Raw genomic sequence first — 13,796 nt, forward strand, 5'->3', positions numbered from 1 at the left:
AATCTCTTACATCACCCCGACAAATAAGGTTGTACACTAATTGGGAAAAATAAAAATAAGGCGACGAAAATGAAAAAGCTGACTGTAAAAGAAATGACCGCAAGCGAACAACGCGACGTGAAAACCCAACTTGATAGAGCCAGGATCAACATGGGACGCGCACTCACCAATTCAGAACAAAACAAAGTGAAAGACGAAGCCATCGAAAAAATCATGCAAGCCCGAGCACTGGTCGCCAAAGCCAACCGCCCTGAGAAAAAAACCAAAAAAACGGCACCGAGCACCACCACCTTTAGCTGGTCCTCTTCCATCAGCAGCCGTCCACCACGTTGAGTCTTTCCCCCGTCAGGTTTTTGCCTGACTGGGCACCCAATTTCTAGTAGCGGAGGTCATCCTCCGTCACTATCGGATTGTTATGATTCCTGCCGTTAAATATGTTAATTCAATAGCTGATTTTCCCTCACGACTGTCCTAGTATGGCTAATGCTGTATTCCGTTAGTCCGCCCCGTGCACTATTAAGGAGTTTGTTGATGAAACTGTTTTATAAACCTGGCGCTTGTTCCCTCTCACCACATATCGTCCTGCGTGAGACCGGGCTAGATTTCAGCGTTGAACGCGTTGATTTGGCAACCAAAAAAACTGAAAGCGGCAAAGACTTCTTAACCATCAACCCCAAAGGACAGGTTCCTGCACTGGTGTTGGATGATGGCAGCCTGTTAACCGAAGGCGTCGCCATTGTGCAGTATCTGGCCGATCAGGTGCCATCGCGCAATCTGATCGCCCCCGCAGGCACCCTTGCCCGCTATCATGCTATTGAATGGCTAAACTATATTGCCACCGAATTGCACAAAGGATTCAGCCCACTCTTCAACCCGAAAACACCGGACGAGTACAAAACCATCGCCCGCGAGCGTTTAGACAAACAATTTGCTTATGTCGATAGCGTGCTGGCGAAGCATCATTTCCTGCTGGGTGATAAATTCAGCGTAGCGGATGCCTATCTGTTCACTATTCTGGGTTGGGCAAAAGCCATGCAGTTCGATCTGCCGCAGTATAAAAATCTGACGGCCTATATCGCCCGGGTTGCGGCACGCCCAGCGGTAGACGGCGCTCTGGTTGCGGAAGGTCTGAAGTAAGAAACGTAAAGAAAGAATGATATCCCCCGGCAATGGCAGACTTGCGCTTTTGACCGGGGGAAAATGATTAGAGTTTTACTGCCGTAAACTGATGAACCGGATTGACGATAAGATCCTGTGCAGCCACGATTTGTAATTCATACTCGCCCATTTGCTGGGTAGTCAGCATCACGTCATAAACTGCGGCGGTGACGTGCTCCAGCGCTTTATCTAACGCTTCGCCTTTTAGCAAATTCACCAACAGTAGGCCGCTGGTTAAATCACCGACGCCCACCGGCTGACGGCTGCCGAAATCCACCAACGGACGGCTGATATGCCAGGCATCTTCCGCTGTTACCAGTAGCATTTCAAAGCTGTTCAGGTCATAACCCGCGCGGCTAAGATGCTTAACCAGCACCACTTTCGGCCCTTTAGCGCACAGGCCGCGAGCTACCGTCACGGCTTGCTCGACGTTTTCCACTCGCGTTCCGCTCAGCTCTTCTAACTCAAGCAAGTTCGGCGCGATAATATCGCTGGCCGGCAATGCCTGCTTACAGAAGAATTCCGCCACGCCCGGCGCGACGATGCAGCCTTTTTCCGGATGGCCCATGACCGGATCGCAGAAATACCACGCCTGCGGATTGGCTTCCTTCACGCGTTTCACCGCAGCCAAAATATGGCCGCCCTGCTCCGGCGAGCCAATATAGCCGCTCAGCACCGCATCACAGTCTTTCAAACGGTCAACATCGGCAATGCCCTGCACAATTTCAGTCAAATGGCTGGCTGGCATCACGCAGCCAGTCCAATGACCATACTGAGTGTGATTGGAGAATTGAACGGTGTTCAACGGCCAGACATTAACGCCCATGCGGCGCATAGGAAATTCCGCAGCGCTATTGCCTGCATGACCAAAAACAACGTGGGATTGAATGGAAAGTATATTTTTCATCGGTACGGCCTAAAGTTAGGGGCTGCTCGGCCCTTTCAGTAACACCATTATCACTGCGTGTTTGCCCGCAGTTAATCGTTGACCATAAAAAACAAGGGACACCAGGCCCCTTGTTTTCGCACCGATTTAGATCCAGCTCACCAGGCAGTAATGTTTTTTGCCCCGGCGCAGTAAGGTAAAGCGGCCAAACAGACGATCCGCATCGCTAAAGGTGTATTCCGGGTTCGCCTGTTTCTCGCCGTTAATGGTCACGGCATTGGAACCAATCAGGGTACGCGCCTGACCGCGGGACGGAGCCAATTCCGCATTCACCAGTGCCTGTTGCAGATCGGCATCGCGGGTTAACTCAATCGCCGGCATACCGTCTTGGGCCAGTTGGGCAAAGTCGGCTTCGGTCATGTCGTTCAGATTGCCGGAGAATAGGCTGGCCGTAATACGTTTTGCCGCCGCCAGACCTTCAGCACCGTGAACCATACCGGTCACTTCTTCAGCCAGCACGTACTGAGCGCGCGGCGCTTTGCCGCTGTTTTTATCTTCTTCTTCCAGCGCATTGATCTCTTCCAGACTCATAAAGGTGAAGAATTTCAGGAAGCGATACACATCCGCATCGGCGGTGTTAATCCAGAACTGGTAGAACTTGTACGGGCTGGTTTTTTTCGGGTCTAACCATACCGCGCCACCTTCGGTTTTACCGAATTTGGTGCCGTCAGCTTTGGTAATCAATGGCACAGTCAGGCCGTACACTTGCTGCTGATGCAGACGACGAGTTAAATCTATCCCGGAGGTAATATTGCCCCACTGATCGGAACCGCCGATTTGCAGAACCACATTATGCTCTTTATTCAGGCAGGCGAAATCATAGCCTTGCAACAGATTGTAAGAGAATTCAGTGAAGGAAATACCGCTATCATCGCGATTTAGACGTTGTTTTACCGCTTCTTTGTTAATCATTTGGTTAACAGAGAAGTGTTTACCGATATCACGCAGGAAAGTCAGCACATTCATGCCGCCGAACCAATCGTAATTGTTGGCGGTAATCGCGCTGTTCTCGCCGCAGTTGAAATCCAGGAACGGGGAAACCTGATGACGGATTTTCTCGACCCATTCATTAACGGTATCCGCGGTGTTCAGCTTACGTTCCGTGGCTTTGAAGCTAGGATCGCCGATCAAGCCGGTCGCCCCACCCACCAGCGCCACCGGGCGGTGACCCTGTAACTGAAAACGCTTCAGGCACAACAACGGAACCAAATGACCCAAATGCAAGCTGTCTGCGGTAGGATCGAAACCGCAATACAGTGAAATTGGCCCTTGCGCCAGTCTCTCTGCTAACGCGTCTTCATCCGTAACCTGGGCAACGAGGCCCCGCTCTTGCAATTGTTTAATCAGGTTGCTGCTAGTCATTAACGACTCCATTGTCTTATGCAATATATTTATCTGGTTAACGTTTAACGGGAACACTTGCCATCGGGAAATGTTGTCGTTTATCGGCGTAATGCCTGCGTGCCAGATGGCACCCCATCAGGATGCGTTCAAGGAAGGGTATAGAATAAAGCGCCCGCCCCGCGAGCGCTAGGTTTAACCTCAATATTTCATCGTTCTCAGGGGGCTAAACGGTCAATTTTCCACGTATCGGCGTCTCGTTGGTAGAGAAAACGGTCATGCAGGCGATGTTCGCCTCCCTGCCAGAACTCAACCGAGTCGAAACGAACGCGGAATCCGCCCCAGAAACTCGGCACCGGTACCTCTCCCTGCTGGAATTTTTGTTTCAACTCCAAAAATTTGCTTTCCAGCACGCCGCGCGCGGAAATCCGCGAGGATTGCTGAGAAACCCAGGCACCTATTTGGCTATCTTTAGGACGGCTGTTGAAATATTTAAGTACTTCGAAGGTCGACAAACGTTCGGCTTTGCCGAGGAAAATCACCTGGCGATCCAGCGTATGCCAAGGGAATAGCAGGCTTATATGGGGGTTTTCAGCCAATTGCTGAGCCTTTCGGCTGCCTAGGTTGGTGTAAAACACCATGCCTTCGTCATCGAAATGCTTTAGTAATACAATACGTTGAAAAGGTTGACCATTGGCATCAACGGTCGCCACGCACATCGCCGTCGGGTCTGCGAGACGCGCTTCACAGGCTTGTTTCAGCCAGCGCTCAAATAAATCCAGCGGGTTAGCAGTCAGGTCCTTGCGGCGCAGACCGCCACGGGTATATTCACGTCGTAGGTCTGCAACATCAAACTCATTATTTTCAGTCATATACACTCTGTAACGCGCTGAAACTCAGTGGATTATTATTGTGCCTCTGTGACGCCAAGATCTCAATCGCCCTGACGTCACTGCCTGTTTCTAGTAGTCAATCACTTCGAGGGCACGAGCACGCAATCATTCATCACGATTTTATCGCCCCGCTCGATAAAGGCGCTGTCACCTTTCGACCAGAACGTATAATAACCGTCACTGTATCGGGTGCCCGAAGCAGCAACTACCTGCGGCAGATTCAGTTGCTTGCCATCCATCACAAACCTAACTTTGTCCTGCTTATTATCCAGCGCTACCGTCAACTGGGTACCCCCGCATTGATAGTGCAAAGTTTCACTTTTCTGTGAAAACTGGCTACATCCAGCCAAAGTCAGTACGGCAATCGCCGTGAAAACGGATTTCATTGCCTTATCTCCTGTCATGAGCTTCTCCCGCAGCCTATCACCCGTAGGCTGGACTTACCGAATATATTGAATTGCAGAATAAATTGAATCACCTAATATCCTAAAAGCGTCGCCTTATCGCCCTGGCTGTATGACCGGGTAAATCGCGCCCAAAACGGTTTCACAGCTGGCTCCGGTAACCGACGGTAAATTGCCCGGCAGGCCTGAAAGCGTGCGAAATGCTAGCCAGGCAAAAGCCAGGGCTTCCATATCGTCGCCACTGACGCCAAAGCTGTCGGTGGTCGCGACTTCAGTGCCCGGCAACATCGTCGACATTCGCGCCATCAATAGTGGATTCCGCGCACCGCCGCCGCACACCAGCAAACGCTCGCAACCTCCCGCCAGTTGAACCTGTTCGGCAATGGTCACCGCCGTCAGCTCTGCCAGCGTCGCCTGCACGTCTTCAGGCGCTATTCGCGGCATAATCTTCAGCTGCTGTTCCAGCCAGGCGGCGTTGAAATACTCCCGCCCAGTGCTTTTCGGCGCAGGTTTGGCAAAGTAAGGATCGGACAACATTTGCTTCAATAGCGGCTGATTGACCTTACCGCTCAACGCCCATTCGGCATCGCGGTCGTAAGGCAACGAGCGATGACGCCAAATCCACGCGTCCATCAACATATTTCCGGGGCCGGTATCAAAACCTCTGACCGGAGAATCAGGGATCAGCATGGATAAATTAGCGATACCGCCAATATTCAGCACCATCCGCCGTTCGGCATTATGCGCCAGCAATGCGTGGTGGAAAGCTGGCACCAGTGGCGCCCCTTGGCCGCCATAGGCCATATCCCGTCGCCGAAAATCCCCGACGGTAGTAATCTGCGTTATCGCCGCAATGCGATTATTGTCCCCTAACTGCAGAGTAAAACCTGGCTCTCCCATCGGTTCATGCCAGACAGTTTGCCCGTGACAACCAATTGCGGTGATGTCCTGCGGCGACACGCCGGTTTTTTTCATCAGCGCCAGCACCGCTTCGGCAAACAGCGTGCCCAACTGCGCATCTAGCCTGCCCACCGCCGATAAGGTGGTTTCTTGCCCCTGACACATCGCCAGAATATCTTTTTTCAACTGAAGCGGTATCGGGTGGCTATAAGTGGCCTGCTGCGCCACCATTCGCTCATTGATCGCAGCCAGAACCACATCGATTCCATCCAGGCTGGTACCCGACATCACCCCAATAAAGCGGCCTGATTTCATAGCAATGACCTTATCTCCCGCTGCGGGAGTACAATGACAAAAAAAAAACAACAACCCCCAATGAGGTTACTAAACCAGAATAATAAAATTAACACCATGAAAAGATGTAGTTTTTAGAGTGTATCCCGCGCTGTCTTCCCCTATATAATGCAAGGCTGGTTTTGCCAGGCAGCTCACAGAAAATGGATGATTTTTTTCTTTTTCATTTCCTGCTTTTAGAAATTTAAACCACCGTTTAATATTGATTAAGGGAATACACGTTAGGCTAGCGATCAACTAACCGACAATGTGCTTCAATACAGTGTGGTGCGATAACTACAATGTGATGCAATAACTGTTGGGGTCAGCCATACTTTTATCTATACCCGAAATTAATTGGTTTCGCGTATAGGTAGACAGGACATAGTGAACCGAATATCGGTTATGCACTTTAAACTAGGAGTTTTTATGATTAAGCCTTTCCTCGTCATTGCTATCGCTGCGGTTACTCTGACCGGTTGTGCGAACAACAGCACGCTGTCTGGTGATGTATTCAGCGCGTCACAGGCCAAGCAAGTGCAAACCGTAACCTACGGTACATTGGTTTCTGTTCGCCCGGTAACCATTCAAGGCGGTGACGGCGACAACGTAATTGGCGCTATCGGTGGTGCTGTGCTGGGTGGTTTCCTGGGTAACACCGTTGGCGGTGGTACCGGTCGTAGTCTGGCAACCGCAGCGGGTGCCGTAGCCGGTGGCGTTGCTGGTCAGGGCGTACAGGGCGCGATGAACCGTACCGATGGCGTGCAACTGGAAGTACGTAAAGACGACGGCACCACTATTCTGGTGGTTCAGAAACAAGGCCCGACTCGCTTCAGCGTTGGCCAGCGTGTGATGCTGGCAAGCAGCGGCAGCACCGTGACCGTCAGCCCACGTTAAGTTTGGCGCGGACATAAAAAAACCGGGGATCACATTGATCCCCGGTTGTTTTCTTTTGCTGTGAATAGATTATTTGAACTTTATTATTTTTACTTACTGTGTAATTGATTAATATTTTGTTCAAGTTTCATTAGCACACCTGTTAACAAAATAACCTCCGCATCCGTGATATTCAACATGACTTCGCCTTGGATTGATTCAATGACGTGTTCGAGTTTTTTGATGGTCGAACACGACTCTTCCGTTAATTTAATCCGCTTAGCGCGGCGGTCGTTAGCACAAGTCTGCCGTGTGATTAATCCCTTATCCTCCAGTTGGTCCAAAGTCCGAACCAACGATGGCTGCTCGATACCAATCGCTTTTGCCAGTTGAATCTGCGATTGCTCCGGTGGTAAACGACTAATGTTATGGAGCGTAACCCAGTGTGTTTGGGTCAGTTCCAACGGTTTTAATCGATGATCGATTAAAGCGCGCCAAACGCGAACTAATCGTGCTAAATCAGATCCTAATGTCGATTCCAATTGCCCCTCCTTTTAATTAGCGTGCTAGCATAACTCCCAGAGTCCAGTCTATTTTGGGTAATTAACATTAAAAATACAAATGTATATATACCGCCGATGCAGTGTTAATAGCAATAAATACGAGAAATCCTTTAGAAAAGGTGAAGATTTCTTTAATTCTAACCCCAAAGGATTAACCCAATGCAAGTAACTCCTGTACCAATGGCATCACCCTTAACGGACTGGGTACTGGGTGCCTCGATCTATTTCCCGCCTCTCTTCAAGGCGGTTATGCTAGGTTTGATATTTTGGCTATTGATCCATCATTTACTACGGAATTGGATCTACTCTGGCGAGATCTGGCATCCAATGTTAATGGATTTGTCTATTTTTGTCATTGCCGTCAGCATTTCTTTGTGGATTTTAGTCAGTTGGTAAATTGAGATGAAATATCAATCGATAAAATATTTTTCCAGCGTGATCGTTTTTGCTATCGCTATGTTCGCCGGTGGGTGGATGTGGAATTATTATATGCAATCCCCTTGGACGCGAGACGGAAAAGTCCGCGCAGAATTAGTCAACATCACTCCAGAAGTGTCCGGCAGGCTTATTCAAATTGCGATACACGACAACCAATTAGTAAAATCCGGTAGTCTGTTATTCGAGCTAGACCCGATGCCGTTCCAACTGGCGTTGGATAACGCGCAGGCCGCATTGGATAAAGCGCAGTCCGATATGGATAAGGCCAATCATGAATTGGCTCGACGTCAAAATTTACCTAAAAACCTCATATCAGGCGAAGACCTGGATATTGCCAATTTAACCGCTCAAGCAATGAAAGCGGCATATCAGGGCGCGCTGGCTAATCTGGAACAGGCTAAATGGAACCTGAGTAAAACCCATATTCATGCACCGACTGAGGGATATATAACCAATCTACAAACGCGCATCGGAAATTATGCTACCGCGGGGACTCCATTAGTGGCTTTGGTTGATATTCATTCCTTTTACGTAATGGGTTATTTCGAAGAAACCAAATTACGACATATCAAAGAAGGCAACCGGGCAAATATTGTTTTATATAATGGAAATATACCCCTTCAGGGTGTAGTAGAAAGTATCGGGCGCGCCATTTACGATCAAAGTGTCGATACAAATAGCGACTTGCTCGTCGATGTTAAGCCGAATGTCCCCTGGGTTCGTCTGGCACAGCGCGTGCCGGTACGTATCAAACTGATCGATGTTCCGCCGGACGTAACCTTAGTGGCCGGCACCACCTGCACCATTTCTCTGGCTGACTGACAAAAATGCACTGGCTACCGCTGCAGTGGAAACGCACGCCCTGGGGGAAGGCCAGCGGGGCGCAGTGGCGCTATGCCTTGCGTAATTCGCTGGCGATGTGCTTGTCACTGTGGGTTGCTTTTACTCTCAATCTGGATGAGCCTTATTGGGCGATGACTTCCGCGGCGGTTGTGAGTTTCCCCACCGTCGGCGGTGTAATCAGCAAAAGTATTGGTCGGGTGATTGGTAGTCTGATGGGTGCCGCTGCCTCGGTTATTATTGCAGGTCACTGCCTGAATGATCCTTGGCTGTTTACCTTCGCTATTGCCGCCTGGATCGGCTGGTGTACTTTCGTATCCAACCATTATCAAAATAACGTTTCCTACGCCTTTGCTCTGGCCGGTTATACCGCAGCAATCATCGCTTTTTCAACGGTCAACACTACGGATACTCAACAAATTTTCGATATCGCTCAGGCGCGAGTCTGCGAAGTGATTACCGGTATTTTGTGCGGTGGCCTGATGATGATGCTGTTGCCCAGCACCTCAGACGGCGAAGCGCTGCTGACCTCGCTGCGGCGTATGCATTCCCGCCTGCTGGAACACGCCATGCTGCTGTGGCAGACCGAAGACGACCCGCAGATTCGTACCTCACACGAGGGCGTGATCGGGCAGATTCTGACGCTCAATCTGTTGCGCATTCAGGCTTTCTGGAGCCACTACCGCTTCCGGCGACAAAACAATACGCTCAATTTTATGCTGCATAATCAATTACGAACCACCAGCGTCATCGCCAGTCTGCGACGTATGTTGCTCAACTGGCCCAATCCGCCTGGCAATCTGAAAAAGGTTTTGCAAACGCTGATTACCGAGCTTCAGCAGCCAGATTGCGATAAATATCGAGCCGCCAAAATTTTGCAACAAATTATCCCGCGAGATAAAGATGATTACCGCCACCGCGCATTCTGGCTGCGTTTACGTCATTTCTGTTGGTTGTATCTGGAATCTGGCCATTGGTTACGCCAATTGGAACAACACAGTGAACGAACTACATTGCCCCTCCCCAAGGTTGCCACGCTGGCGCGTCACACCGATACCTACGAAGCGGCTTACAACGGGTTACGCACCTTTGTCTGTATCGTTATTGGCTGCGCATTCTGGATAAACACCCAATGGAGTGCAGGCAGTTCGGCGCTGGCTTTGGCCGCCGTCAGTTGCGTACTGTATTCCGCCAGCCCGTCCCCGACGGACAGCATCATAACGTTGCTGAAAGCCATCGTGTTGTTATCCATCGGCTGCTTTATTTTAAAATTCGGCGTCATGATTCGAATCGACGACTTTTGGTTGTTTGCTGCCGTACTCTTACCGATCCTGGTTACCATGCAGATGTTTAAGCAGCAAAATCCGCCCTACGCGGCGCTGTGGGGGCAGCTTATCGTTTTTATGGGTTCTTTCCTCAGTGTGACCAATCCGCCCAGCTACGACTATCAGGGCTTCCTTAATGACAACCTCGGCAAGTTGGTGGGCGTGATGCTGGCGGGCGTGGCTTTCCAGATTTTGCGCCCCAGTTCGGATAAACGAAAAGGCCAACGAATTATTCGCGCCCTGCGGCGAGACTTTATCGACCAGCTCAGCCCTTATCCGCAACAAAGTCAGCCACGATTTGAATCGCTGATTTATCATCGCATCAGCCAGTTAAATCTCAGTCAGGATCAGGAAGCGCGCATCTGGCTGTTACGATGGGGCATGGTCTATCTGAATTGCAGTCATGTGGTATGGCAGTTACGGGACTGGCAAACCACTGCGCCGCCGCTGTCTGCGGTGCGGGATTTGTGTATTCATTGTCTGAAAGGCAGCGTAACGGAAAAAGGCGTTGAGCCTGAAGCGTTAGCGGCAACGCTGCAAGAGCTACTGCGCATCAGCGAAACTCTGGCTCATCATCCGGACTCGTCGGGGCGAGAACTGGCGGGGCTGGTTTGGCGTCTGTACTGCTCGCTGACGCAACTGCAGCTCGCCCTCACCCCGCCGGCTATTTCTTCCCCTGCCTAAGGATTAGTCAGGGGAGATCAATCATCAAGGAACGTCATAACCCAAAGCGGCGCGGCGAATGCGGAACCACTGCTGACGGCTGAGCGTTAGGGATATCGATTTCCACGCGGCGGCAACGCGCTCAATCTTGCCTGAACCAATAATCGGCAGCGGCACAGAGGGCAAACGCATCACCCAGGCATAGACCACTTGCTCGATATTCTCCGCACCGATTTCTTCCGCCACGGCCTGTAATTCATCACGTAATGGCTGGAACTCCCCATCGTTAAACAAACGCCCACCGCCTAAACATGACCAAGCCATCGGTTTAATACGCAATTGCTGACACATATCCAGCGTGCCGTCCAGAATGGTAGGCTGATGCAACGGCGATATTTCCACCTGATTGGTCACTAGCGAGAAAGGCAGGCGAGATTGCAGCAGACTGAACTGAGCCGGTGTGAAGTTAGATACGCCAAAATGCTTCACTTTGCCGCTTTTGTGCAACTGAGTGAAAGCCTCGGCAACGTCGTCAGCCTCCATCAGTGGATCAGGGCGGTGAATCAACAGCAGATCCAAATAATCCGTGTGTAAATGAGTCAATGATTGCTCGGCGCTGCGGATAATATGATCGCCATCGGTATTGTAGTGACCCAAGGCGTGCTCTGGCTTAGCCGTCGTCGCGATGCCGCATTTGCTGACGATTTCCATCTTATCTCGTAGTGATGGTTGTAAACGCATCGCTTGTCCAAAAGCCTGCTCGCACTGGTAGCCACCGTAGATATCCGCGTGATCCACCGTGGTAATCCCCATATCCAGATGCTGCTGAATAAAACCCTGTAGCTGGGCGGGCGTCATGTTCCATTCGATCAAACGCCAGTAACCGCAAATCATGCGGGAAAATTCAGGGCCTTGCGGCGATAATTGGCTACGTGTATGCATTTTGACCACCTATATATGTTGAATGACCTTCAGCATACACAAGCGACAGAAAGGATCATCATCCTGACGCAAGGAAATGGCGGTTGATCGGTATCAAAAGATGAAATTTAAAATAATGACGGTTGTTCCGGTAGCGGTTCTTCCGGTTTTTTGTTGGCACGTAGCTGACGCAACAAACGTTGACGACACAGGCGCAGAACGTCGTGTTTTTGCATGTCGGTCATTTGCATCCAGCCAAAGCGCTCTTCCCGGCTGCGGAAACAGCCACGGCAAAAACCACGGTCATCTGCTTGACAGATACCGCGACAAGGACTGGGAATATCAAAAAACTCAAGCTGCTGAGCCACACAACCTCCTCGGATTACCCTTTCATTGAAGACGGCTTAACGGCGGCTGGCAAGTACAGATTCGCGATGTCGCTGAAAATAATCCCGCAGATAACGTATCACCTGACGATTTTTTTCCGGCATCGCCCTTTCCAGCGTCAACGCATGTAACCGCAGCGGCGTTGATTGCCACTCCGGTAGCAGCGTGATTAATTCTCCGCGTTGCAGCTCATCACCAATTTCATACAAAGGCAGCACGGAAAGCCCCATCCCTTCGCGAGTAAAATCGCGGATAACCGGCATACTACCGCTAATAACCTGCCCGTGATTCAGACGCAAAACCATCGTTTCTCCCGATGTGTGATGCAAATCTAAATGAATAGCCGAGGGATTATTCACCGAGGACATCCAGCGGTGCGCCAGTAAGTCCTGCGGCGTTTCTGGCACACCGTGCTGACTGAGATAGCGCGGTGCAGCGCAAATCACCATCGGCCACTCCGCCAACGGATGGGCAATCATATTGGCGTCCGCCAGCTGTCGATTGACTCGCAGAGCGATATCAACCCGCTGTTCGATCAAATCCACCACTTCGTCATTGGCCAGAATCCGCAGGGTTAATTTGGGATGAGCGTTTAGCAAAGGGGACAACGCTTCCGCCAGCGGGCGACCACCGATACCTACGGTAGTGGCAATGCGAATTTCGCCCACCAGCGTATCTCGTAGCTCCGCCAACCGCTGCTCGGCCTCTTTCGCCTGCTGCAACATGGCTTCGCAGCCGGGATAAAAAACCTGCCCGGCTTCCGTTAACGTCAGCCTGCGGGTTGAGCGATGCAACAAGGGGACGCCGAGCGCTTTCTCTAAAGAGCGCATATGCTGACTAATAGCGGATGCGGTCATACCCAACCGTCGCCCCGCTGCGGTTAGCGAACCTTCGGCCACTACGGTGGCAAAAATCGCCATTCGGTTGAGTTTATCCATGATTATGAAGTTTTACTTAAAGAAGAAAGCACAAATATGGCACTTATCAGCCAGTTTGTTAAGTATTAGAGTTAGCCCCGTCAACCCAACTTGAGGAATTAAACGATGAAACTGGCAATTATTGGTGCAACTGGTTTTGTAGGCCGTAAAGTCATCGACGAAGCTCTGGCTCGCGGTCATCAGGTTACGGCGATTGCCCGTCAGCCTAAAGATTTACCTAAAACTGATAACCTGACCATCGCATTAGGTGACATTGCTGATACTGACTGGTTAGCCCAACAATTGAGCGGTCAGGATGCGGTTATCAGCGCTTATAACCCTGGTTGGACCGAAGAAAATCAGTTTGAAAAATTCACGGCGGGAAGCCAGAAAATTCTGGATGCGCAGCAAAAAGCCGGCGTGAAACGCCTGTTGGTGGTCGGCGGCGCGGGCAGTCTGGAAGTCGCCCCTGGCGTGGAGTTGGTCGATACGCCAGACTTCCCGGATGCCTACAAGCAAGGCGCCTTGGGCGCCCGTGCGTTACGTAACAAGTTACGCGCTGAAAACACGCTGGATTGGACCTACCTGTCACCGGCGGCCTTGCTGGAACCAGGAAAACGCACCGGCCAGTTCCGTTTGGGTACCACTTCGTTGCTGATGAACGGCACGGCGCCAGCCAGCATCTCCGTGGAAGATTTAGCGGTGGCTATTTTAGACGAAATCGAAAATCCGCAGTTTATTAAAGCGCAGTTTACCGCCGCATACTAAGGACGAACCCGTTCTGCATCAGCCTCGCGCATGGCAGTCAAACCTACCCTCATAGGTGTGCCGTGCGCGGGGCTTTTCTTCTTTCCGCTTGTGTCACGTCTTTCCGCTTTTGTCACGTTTTGT

General features: G+C 50.9%; 16 protein-coding genes. 7 read left to right on the forward strand and 9 right to left on the reverse strand.

What is annotated here, in order from left to right:
- The first annotated feature begins 69 nt into the window (after positions 1–69).
- Positions 70–333, forward strand: a complete 264-nt coding sequence (yjbD, locus tag ACQ4OC_RS04005) for a DUF3811 domain-containing protein (RefSeq protein ID WP_049600203.1) — start codon at positions 70–72, stop codon at positions 331–333.
- 198 nt (positions 334–531) lie between these two features.
- The gene (gstA, locus tag ACQ4OC_RS04010; RefSeq protein WP_049600201.1) at positions 532–1,137 is read left to right on the forward strand and encodes a glutathione transferase GstA; all 606 of its coding nucleotides are present in this window, start codon (positions 532–534) and stop codon (positions 1,135–1,137) included.
- 67 nt (positions 1,138–1,204) lie between these two features.
- On the opposite strand, the gene pdxY is transcribed toward gstA, so the two are convergent.
- The 5 genes from pdxY to anmK form a co-directional block, all read right to left on the reverse strand.
- A complete protein-coding gene (gene pdxY, locus ACQ4OC_RS04015) occupies positions 1,205–2,065 on the reverse strand; it encodes a pyridoxal kinase PdxY (RefSeq protein ID WP_430970953.1) in 861 nt (286 codons plus the stop codon).
- Between the two features lie 126 nt (positions 2,066–2,191).
- On the reverse strand, positions 2,192–3,466 hold the full coding sequence (gene tyrS, locus ACQ4OC_RS04020; RefSeq protein WP_049600196.1) for a tyrosine--tRNA ligase: 1,275 nt from the start codon (positions 3,464–3,466) through the stop codon (positions 2,192–2,194).
- A gap of 197 nt (positions 3,467–3,663) precedes the next feature.
- Complete coding sequence (gene pdxH, locus ACQ4OC_RS04025) at positions 3,664–4,317, reverse strand: pyridoxamine 5'-phosphate oxidase (RefSeq protein WP_049600193.1); 654 nt, start codon at positions 4,315–4,317, stop codon at positions 3,664–3,666.
- A 101-nt stretch (positions 4,318–4,418) separates the two neighbouring features.
- Positions 4,419–4,724 (reverse strand): MliC family protein, encoded by a 306-nt coding sequence (locus ACQ4OC_RS04030; protein WP_064513934.1) that lies wholly within the window; start codon positions 4,722–4,724, stop codon positions 4,419–4,421.
- Positions 4,725–4,838: 114 nt separating this feature from the next.
- Entirely contained in the window at positions 4,839–5,957 is a 1,119-nt protein-coding gene (gene anmK, locus ACQ4OC_RS04035) for an anhydro-N-acetylmuramic acid kinase (protein ID WP_064513936.1), read from the reverse strand.
- A gap of 447 nt (positions 5,958–6,404) precedes the next feature.
- On the opposite strand from anmK, the gene ACQ4OC_RS04040 reads away from it, so the two are divergent.
- A complete protein-coding gene (locus ACQ4OC_RS04040) occupies positions 6,405–6,872 on the forward strand; it encodes a glycine zipper 2TM domain-containing protein (RefSeq protein WP_064513938.1) in 468 nt (155 codons plus the stop codon).
- An 89-nt stretch (positions 6,873–6,961) separates the two neighbouring features.
- On the opposite strand, the gene slyA is transcribed toward ACQ4OC_RS04040, so the two are convergent.
- Positions 6,962–7,393, reverse strand: coding sequence for a transcriptional regulator SlyA (gene slyA / locus ACQ4OC_RS04045; protein WP_430970954.1), 432 nt, complete (start codon positions 7,391–7,393; stop codon positions 6,962–6,964).
- Positions 7,394–7,573: 180 nt separating this feature from the next.
- On the opposite strand from slyA, the gene ACQ4OC_RS04050 reads away from it, so the two are divergent.
- From ACQ4OC_RS04050 to ACQ4OC_RS04060, 3 genes are read left to right on the forward strand one after another with little or no spacing between them, the layout of a single operon-like run.
- Positions 7,574–7,810, forward strand: a complete 237-nt coding sequence (locus ACQ4OC_RS04050; protein ID WP_064513942.1) for a DUF1656 domain-containing protein — start codon at positions 7,574–7,576, stop codon at positions 7,808–7,810.
- 6 nt (positions 7,811–7,816) lie between these two features.
- Positions 7,817–8,674, forward strand: coding sequence for an efflux RND transporter periplasmic adaptor subunit (locus ACQ4OC_RS04055; protein WP_064513944.1), 858 nt, complete (start codon positions 7,817–7,819; stop codon positions 8,672–8,674).
- A 5-nt stretch (positions 8,675–8,679) separates the two neighbouring features.
- On the forward strand, positions 8,680–10,701 hold the full coding sequence (locus tag ACQ4OC_RS04060) for an FUSC family protein (RefSeq protein ID WP_064513946.1): 2,022 nt from the start codon (positions 8,680–8,682) through the stop codon (positions 10,699–10,701).
- Positions 10,702–10,725: 24 nt separating this feature from the next.
- Here ACQ4OC_RS04060 and ACQ4OC_RS04065 read toward each other — a convergent pair whose 3' ends face one another.
- The 3 genes from ACQ4OC_RS04065 to ACQ4OC_RS04075 all read right to left on the reverse strand — a co-directional run bounded on the left by ACQ4OC_RS04065 (position 10,726) and on the right by ACQ4OC_RS04075 (position 12,926).
- Entirely contained in the window at positions 10,726–11,622 is an 897-nt protein-coding gene (locus ACQ4OC_RS04065; RefSeq protein ID WP_064513948.1) for an aldo/keto reductase, read from the reverse strand.
- A 107-nt stretch (positions 11,623–11,729) separates the two neighbouring features.
- On the reverse strand, positions 11,730–11,969 hold the full coding sequence (locus tag ACQ4OC_RS04070) for a DUF1289 domain-containing protein (RefSeq protein WP_049600166.1): 240 nt from the start codon (positions 11,967–11,969) through the stop codon (positions 11,730–11,732).
- A gap of 36 nt (positions 11,970–12,005) precedes the next feature.
- Positions 12,006–12,926 (reverse strand): LysR substrate-binding domain-containing protein, encoded by a 921-nt coding sequence (locus ACQ4OC_RS04075; protein WP_064513950.1) that lies wholly within the window; start codon positions 12,924–12,926, stop codon positions 12,006–12,008.
- A gap of 105 nt (positions 12,927–13,031) precedes the next feature.
- Between ACQ4OC_RS04075 and ACQ4OC_RS04080 the strand changes: the two genes are divergently transcribed.
- Entirely contained in the window at positions 13,032–13,673 is a 642-nt protein-coding gene (locus ACQ4OC_RS04080; RefSeq protein WP_064513952.1) for an NAD(P)-dependent oxidoreductase, read from the forward strand.
- Positions 13,674–13,796: the final 123 nt, after the last annotated feature.

The organism is Yersinia sp. J1, from assembly GCF_050586585.1.
Taxonomy (GTDB): Bacteria; Pseudomonadota; Gammaproteobacteria; order Enterobacterales; family Enterobacteriaceae; genus Yersinia; species Yersinia entomophaga.

Excerpts from the sequence above, each read along its gene's own strand:
- yjbD (WP_049600203.1), top strand. The coding sequence starts at position 70 with ATGAAAAAGCTGACTGTAAAAGAAATGACCGCAAGCGAACAACGCGAC.
- gstA (WP_049600201.1), top strand. The coding sequence starts at position 532 with ATGAAACTGTTTTATAAACCTGGCGCTTGTTCCCTCTCACCACATATC.
- pdxY (WP_430970953.1), bottom strand. The coding sequence starts at position 2,065 with ATGAAAAATATACTTTCCATTCAATCCCACGTTGTTTTTGGTCATGCA.
- tyrS (WP_049600196.1), bottom strand. The coding sequence starts at position 3,466 with ATGACTAGCAGCAACCTGATTAAACAATTGCAAGAGCGGGGCCTCGTT.
- pdxH (WP_049600193.1), bottom strand. The coding sequence starts at position 4,317 with ATGACTGAAAATAATGAGTTTGATGTTGCAGACCTACGACGTGAATAT.
- ACQ4OC_RS04030 (WP_064513934.1), bottom strand. The coding sequence starts at position 4,724 with ATGAAATCCGTTTTCACGGCGATTGCCGTACTGACTTTGGCTGGATGT.
- anmK (WP_064513936.1), bottom strand. The coding sequence starts at position 5,957 with ATGAAATCAGGCCGCTTTATTGGGGTGATGTCGGGTACCAGCCTGGAT.
- ACQ4OC_RS04040 (WP_064513938.1), top strand. The coding sequence starts at position 6,405 with ATGATTAAGCCTTTCCTCGTCATTGCTATCGCTGCGGTTACTCTGACC.
- ACQ4OC_RS04050 (WP_064513942.1), top strand. The coding sequence starts at position 7,574 with ATGCAAGTAACTCCTGTACCAATGGCATCACCCTTAACGGACTGGGTA.
- ACQ4OC_RS04055 (WP_064513944.1), top strand. The coding sequence starts at position 7,817 with ATGAAATATCAATCGATAAAATATTTTTCCAGCGTGATCGTTTTTGCT.
- ACQ4OC_RS04060 (WP_064513946.1), top strand. The coding sequence starts at position 8,680 with ATGCACTGGCTACCGCTGCAGTGGAAACGCACGCCCTGGGGGAAGGCC.
- ACQ4OC_RS04065 (WP_064513948.1), bottom strand. The coding sequence starts at position 11,622 with ATGCATACACGTAGCCAATTATCGCCGCAAGGCCCTGAATTTTCCCGC.
- ACQ4OC_RS04075 (WP_064513950.1), bottom strand. The coding sequence starts at position 12,926 with ATGGATAAACTCAACCGAATGGCGATTTTTGCCACCGTAGTGGCCGAA.
- ACQ4OC_RS04080 (WP_064513952.1), top strand. The coding sequence starts at position 13,032 with ATGAAACTGGCAATTATTGGTGCAACTGGTTTTGTAGGCCGTAAAGTC.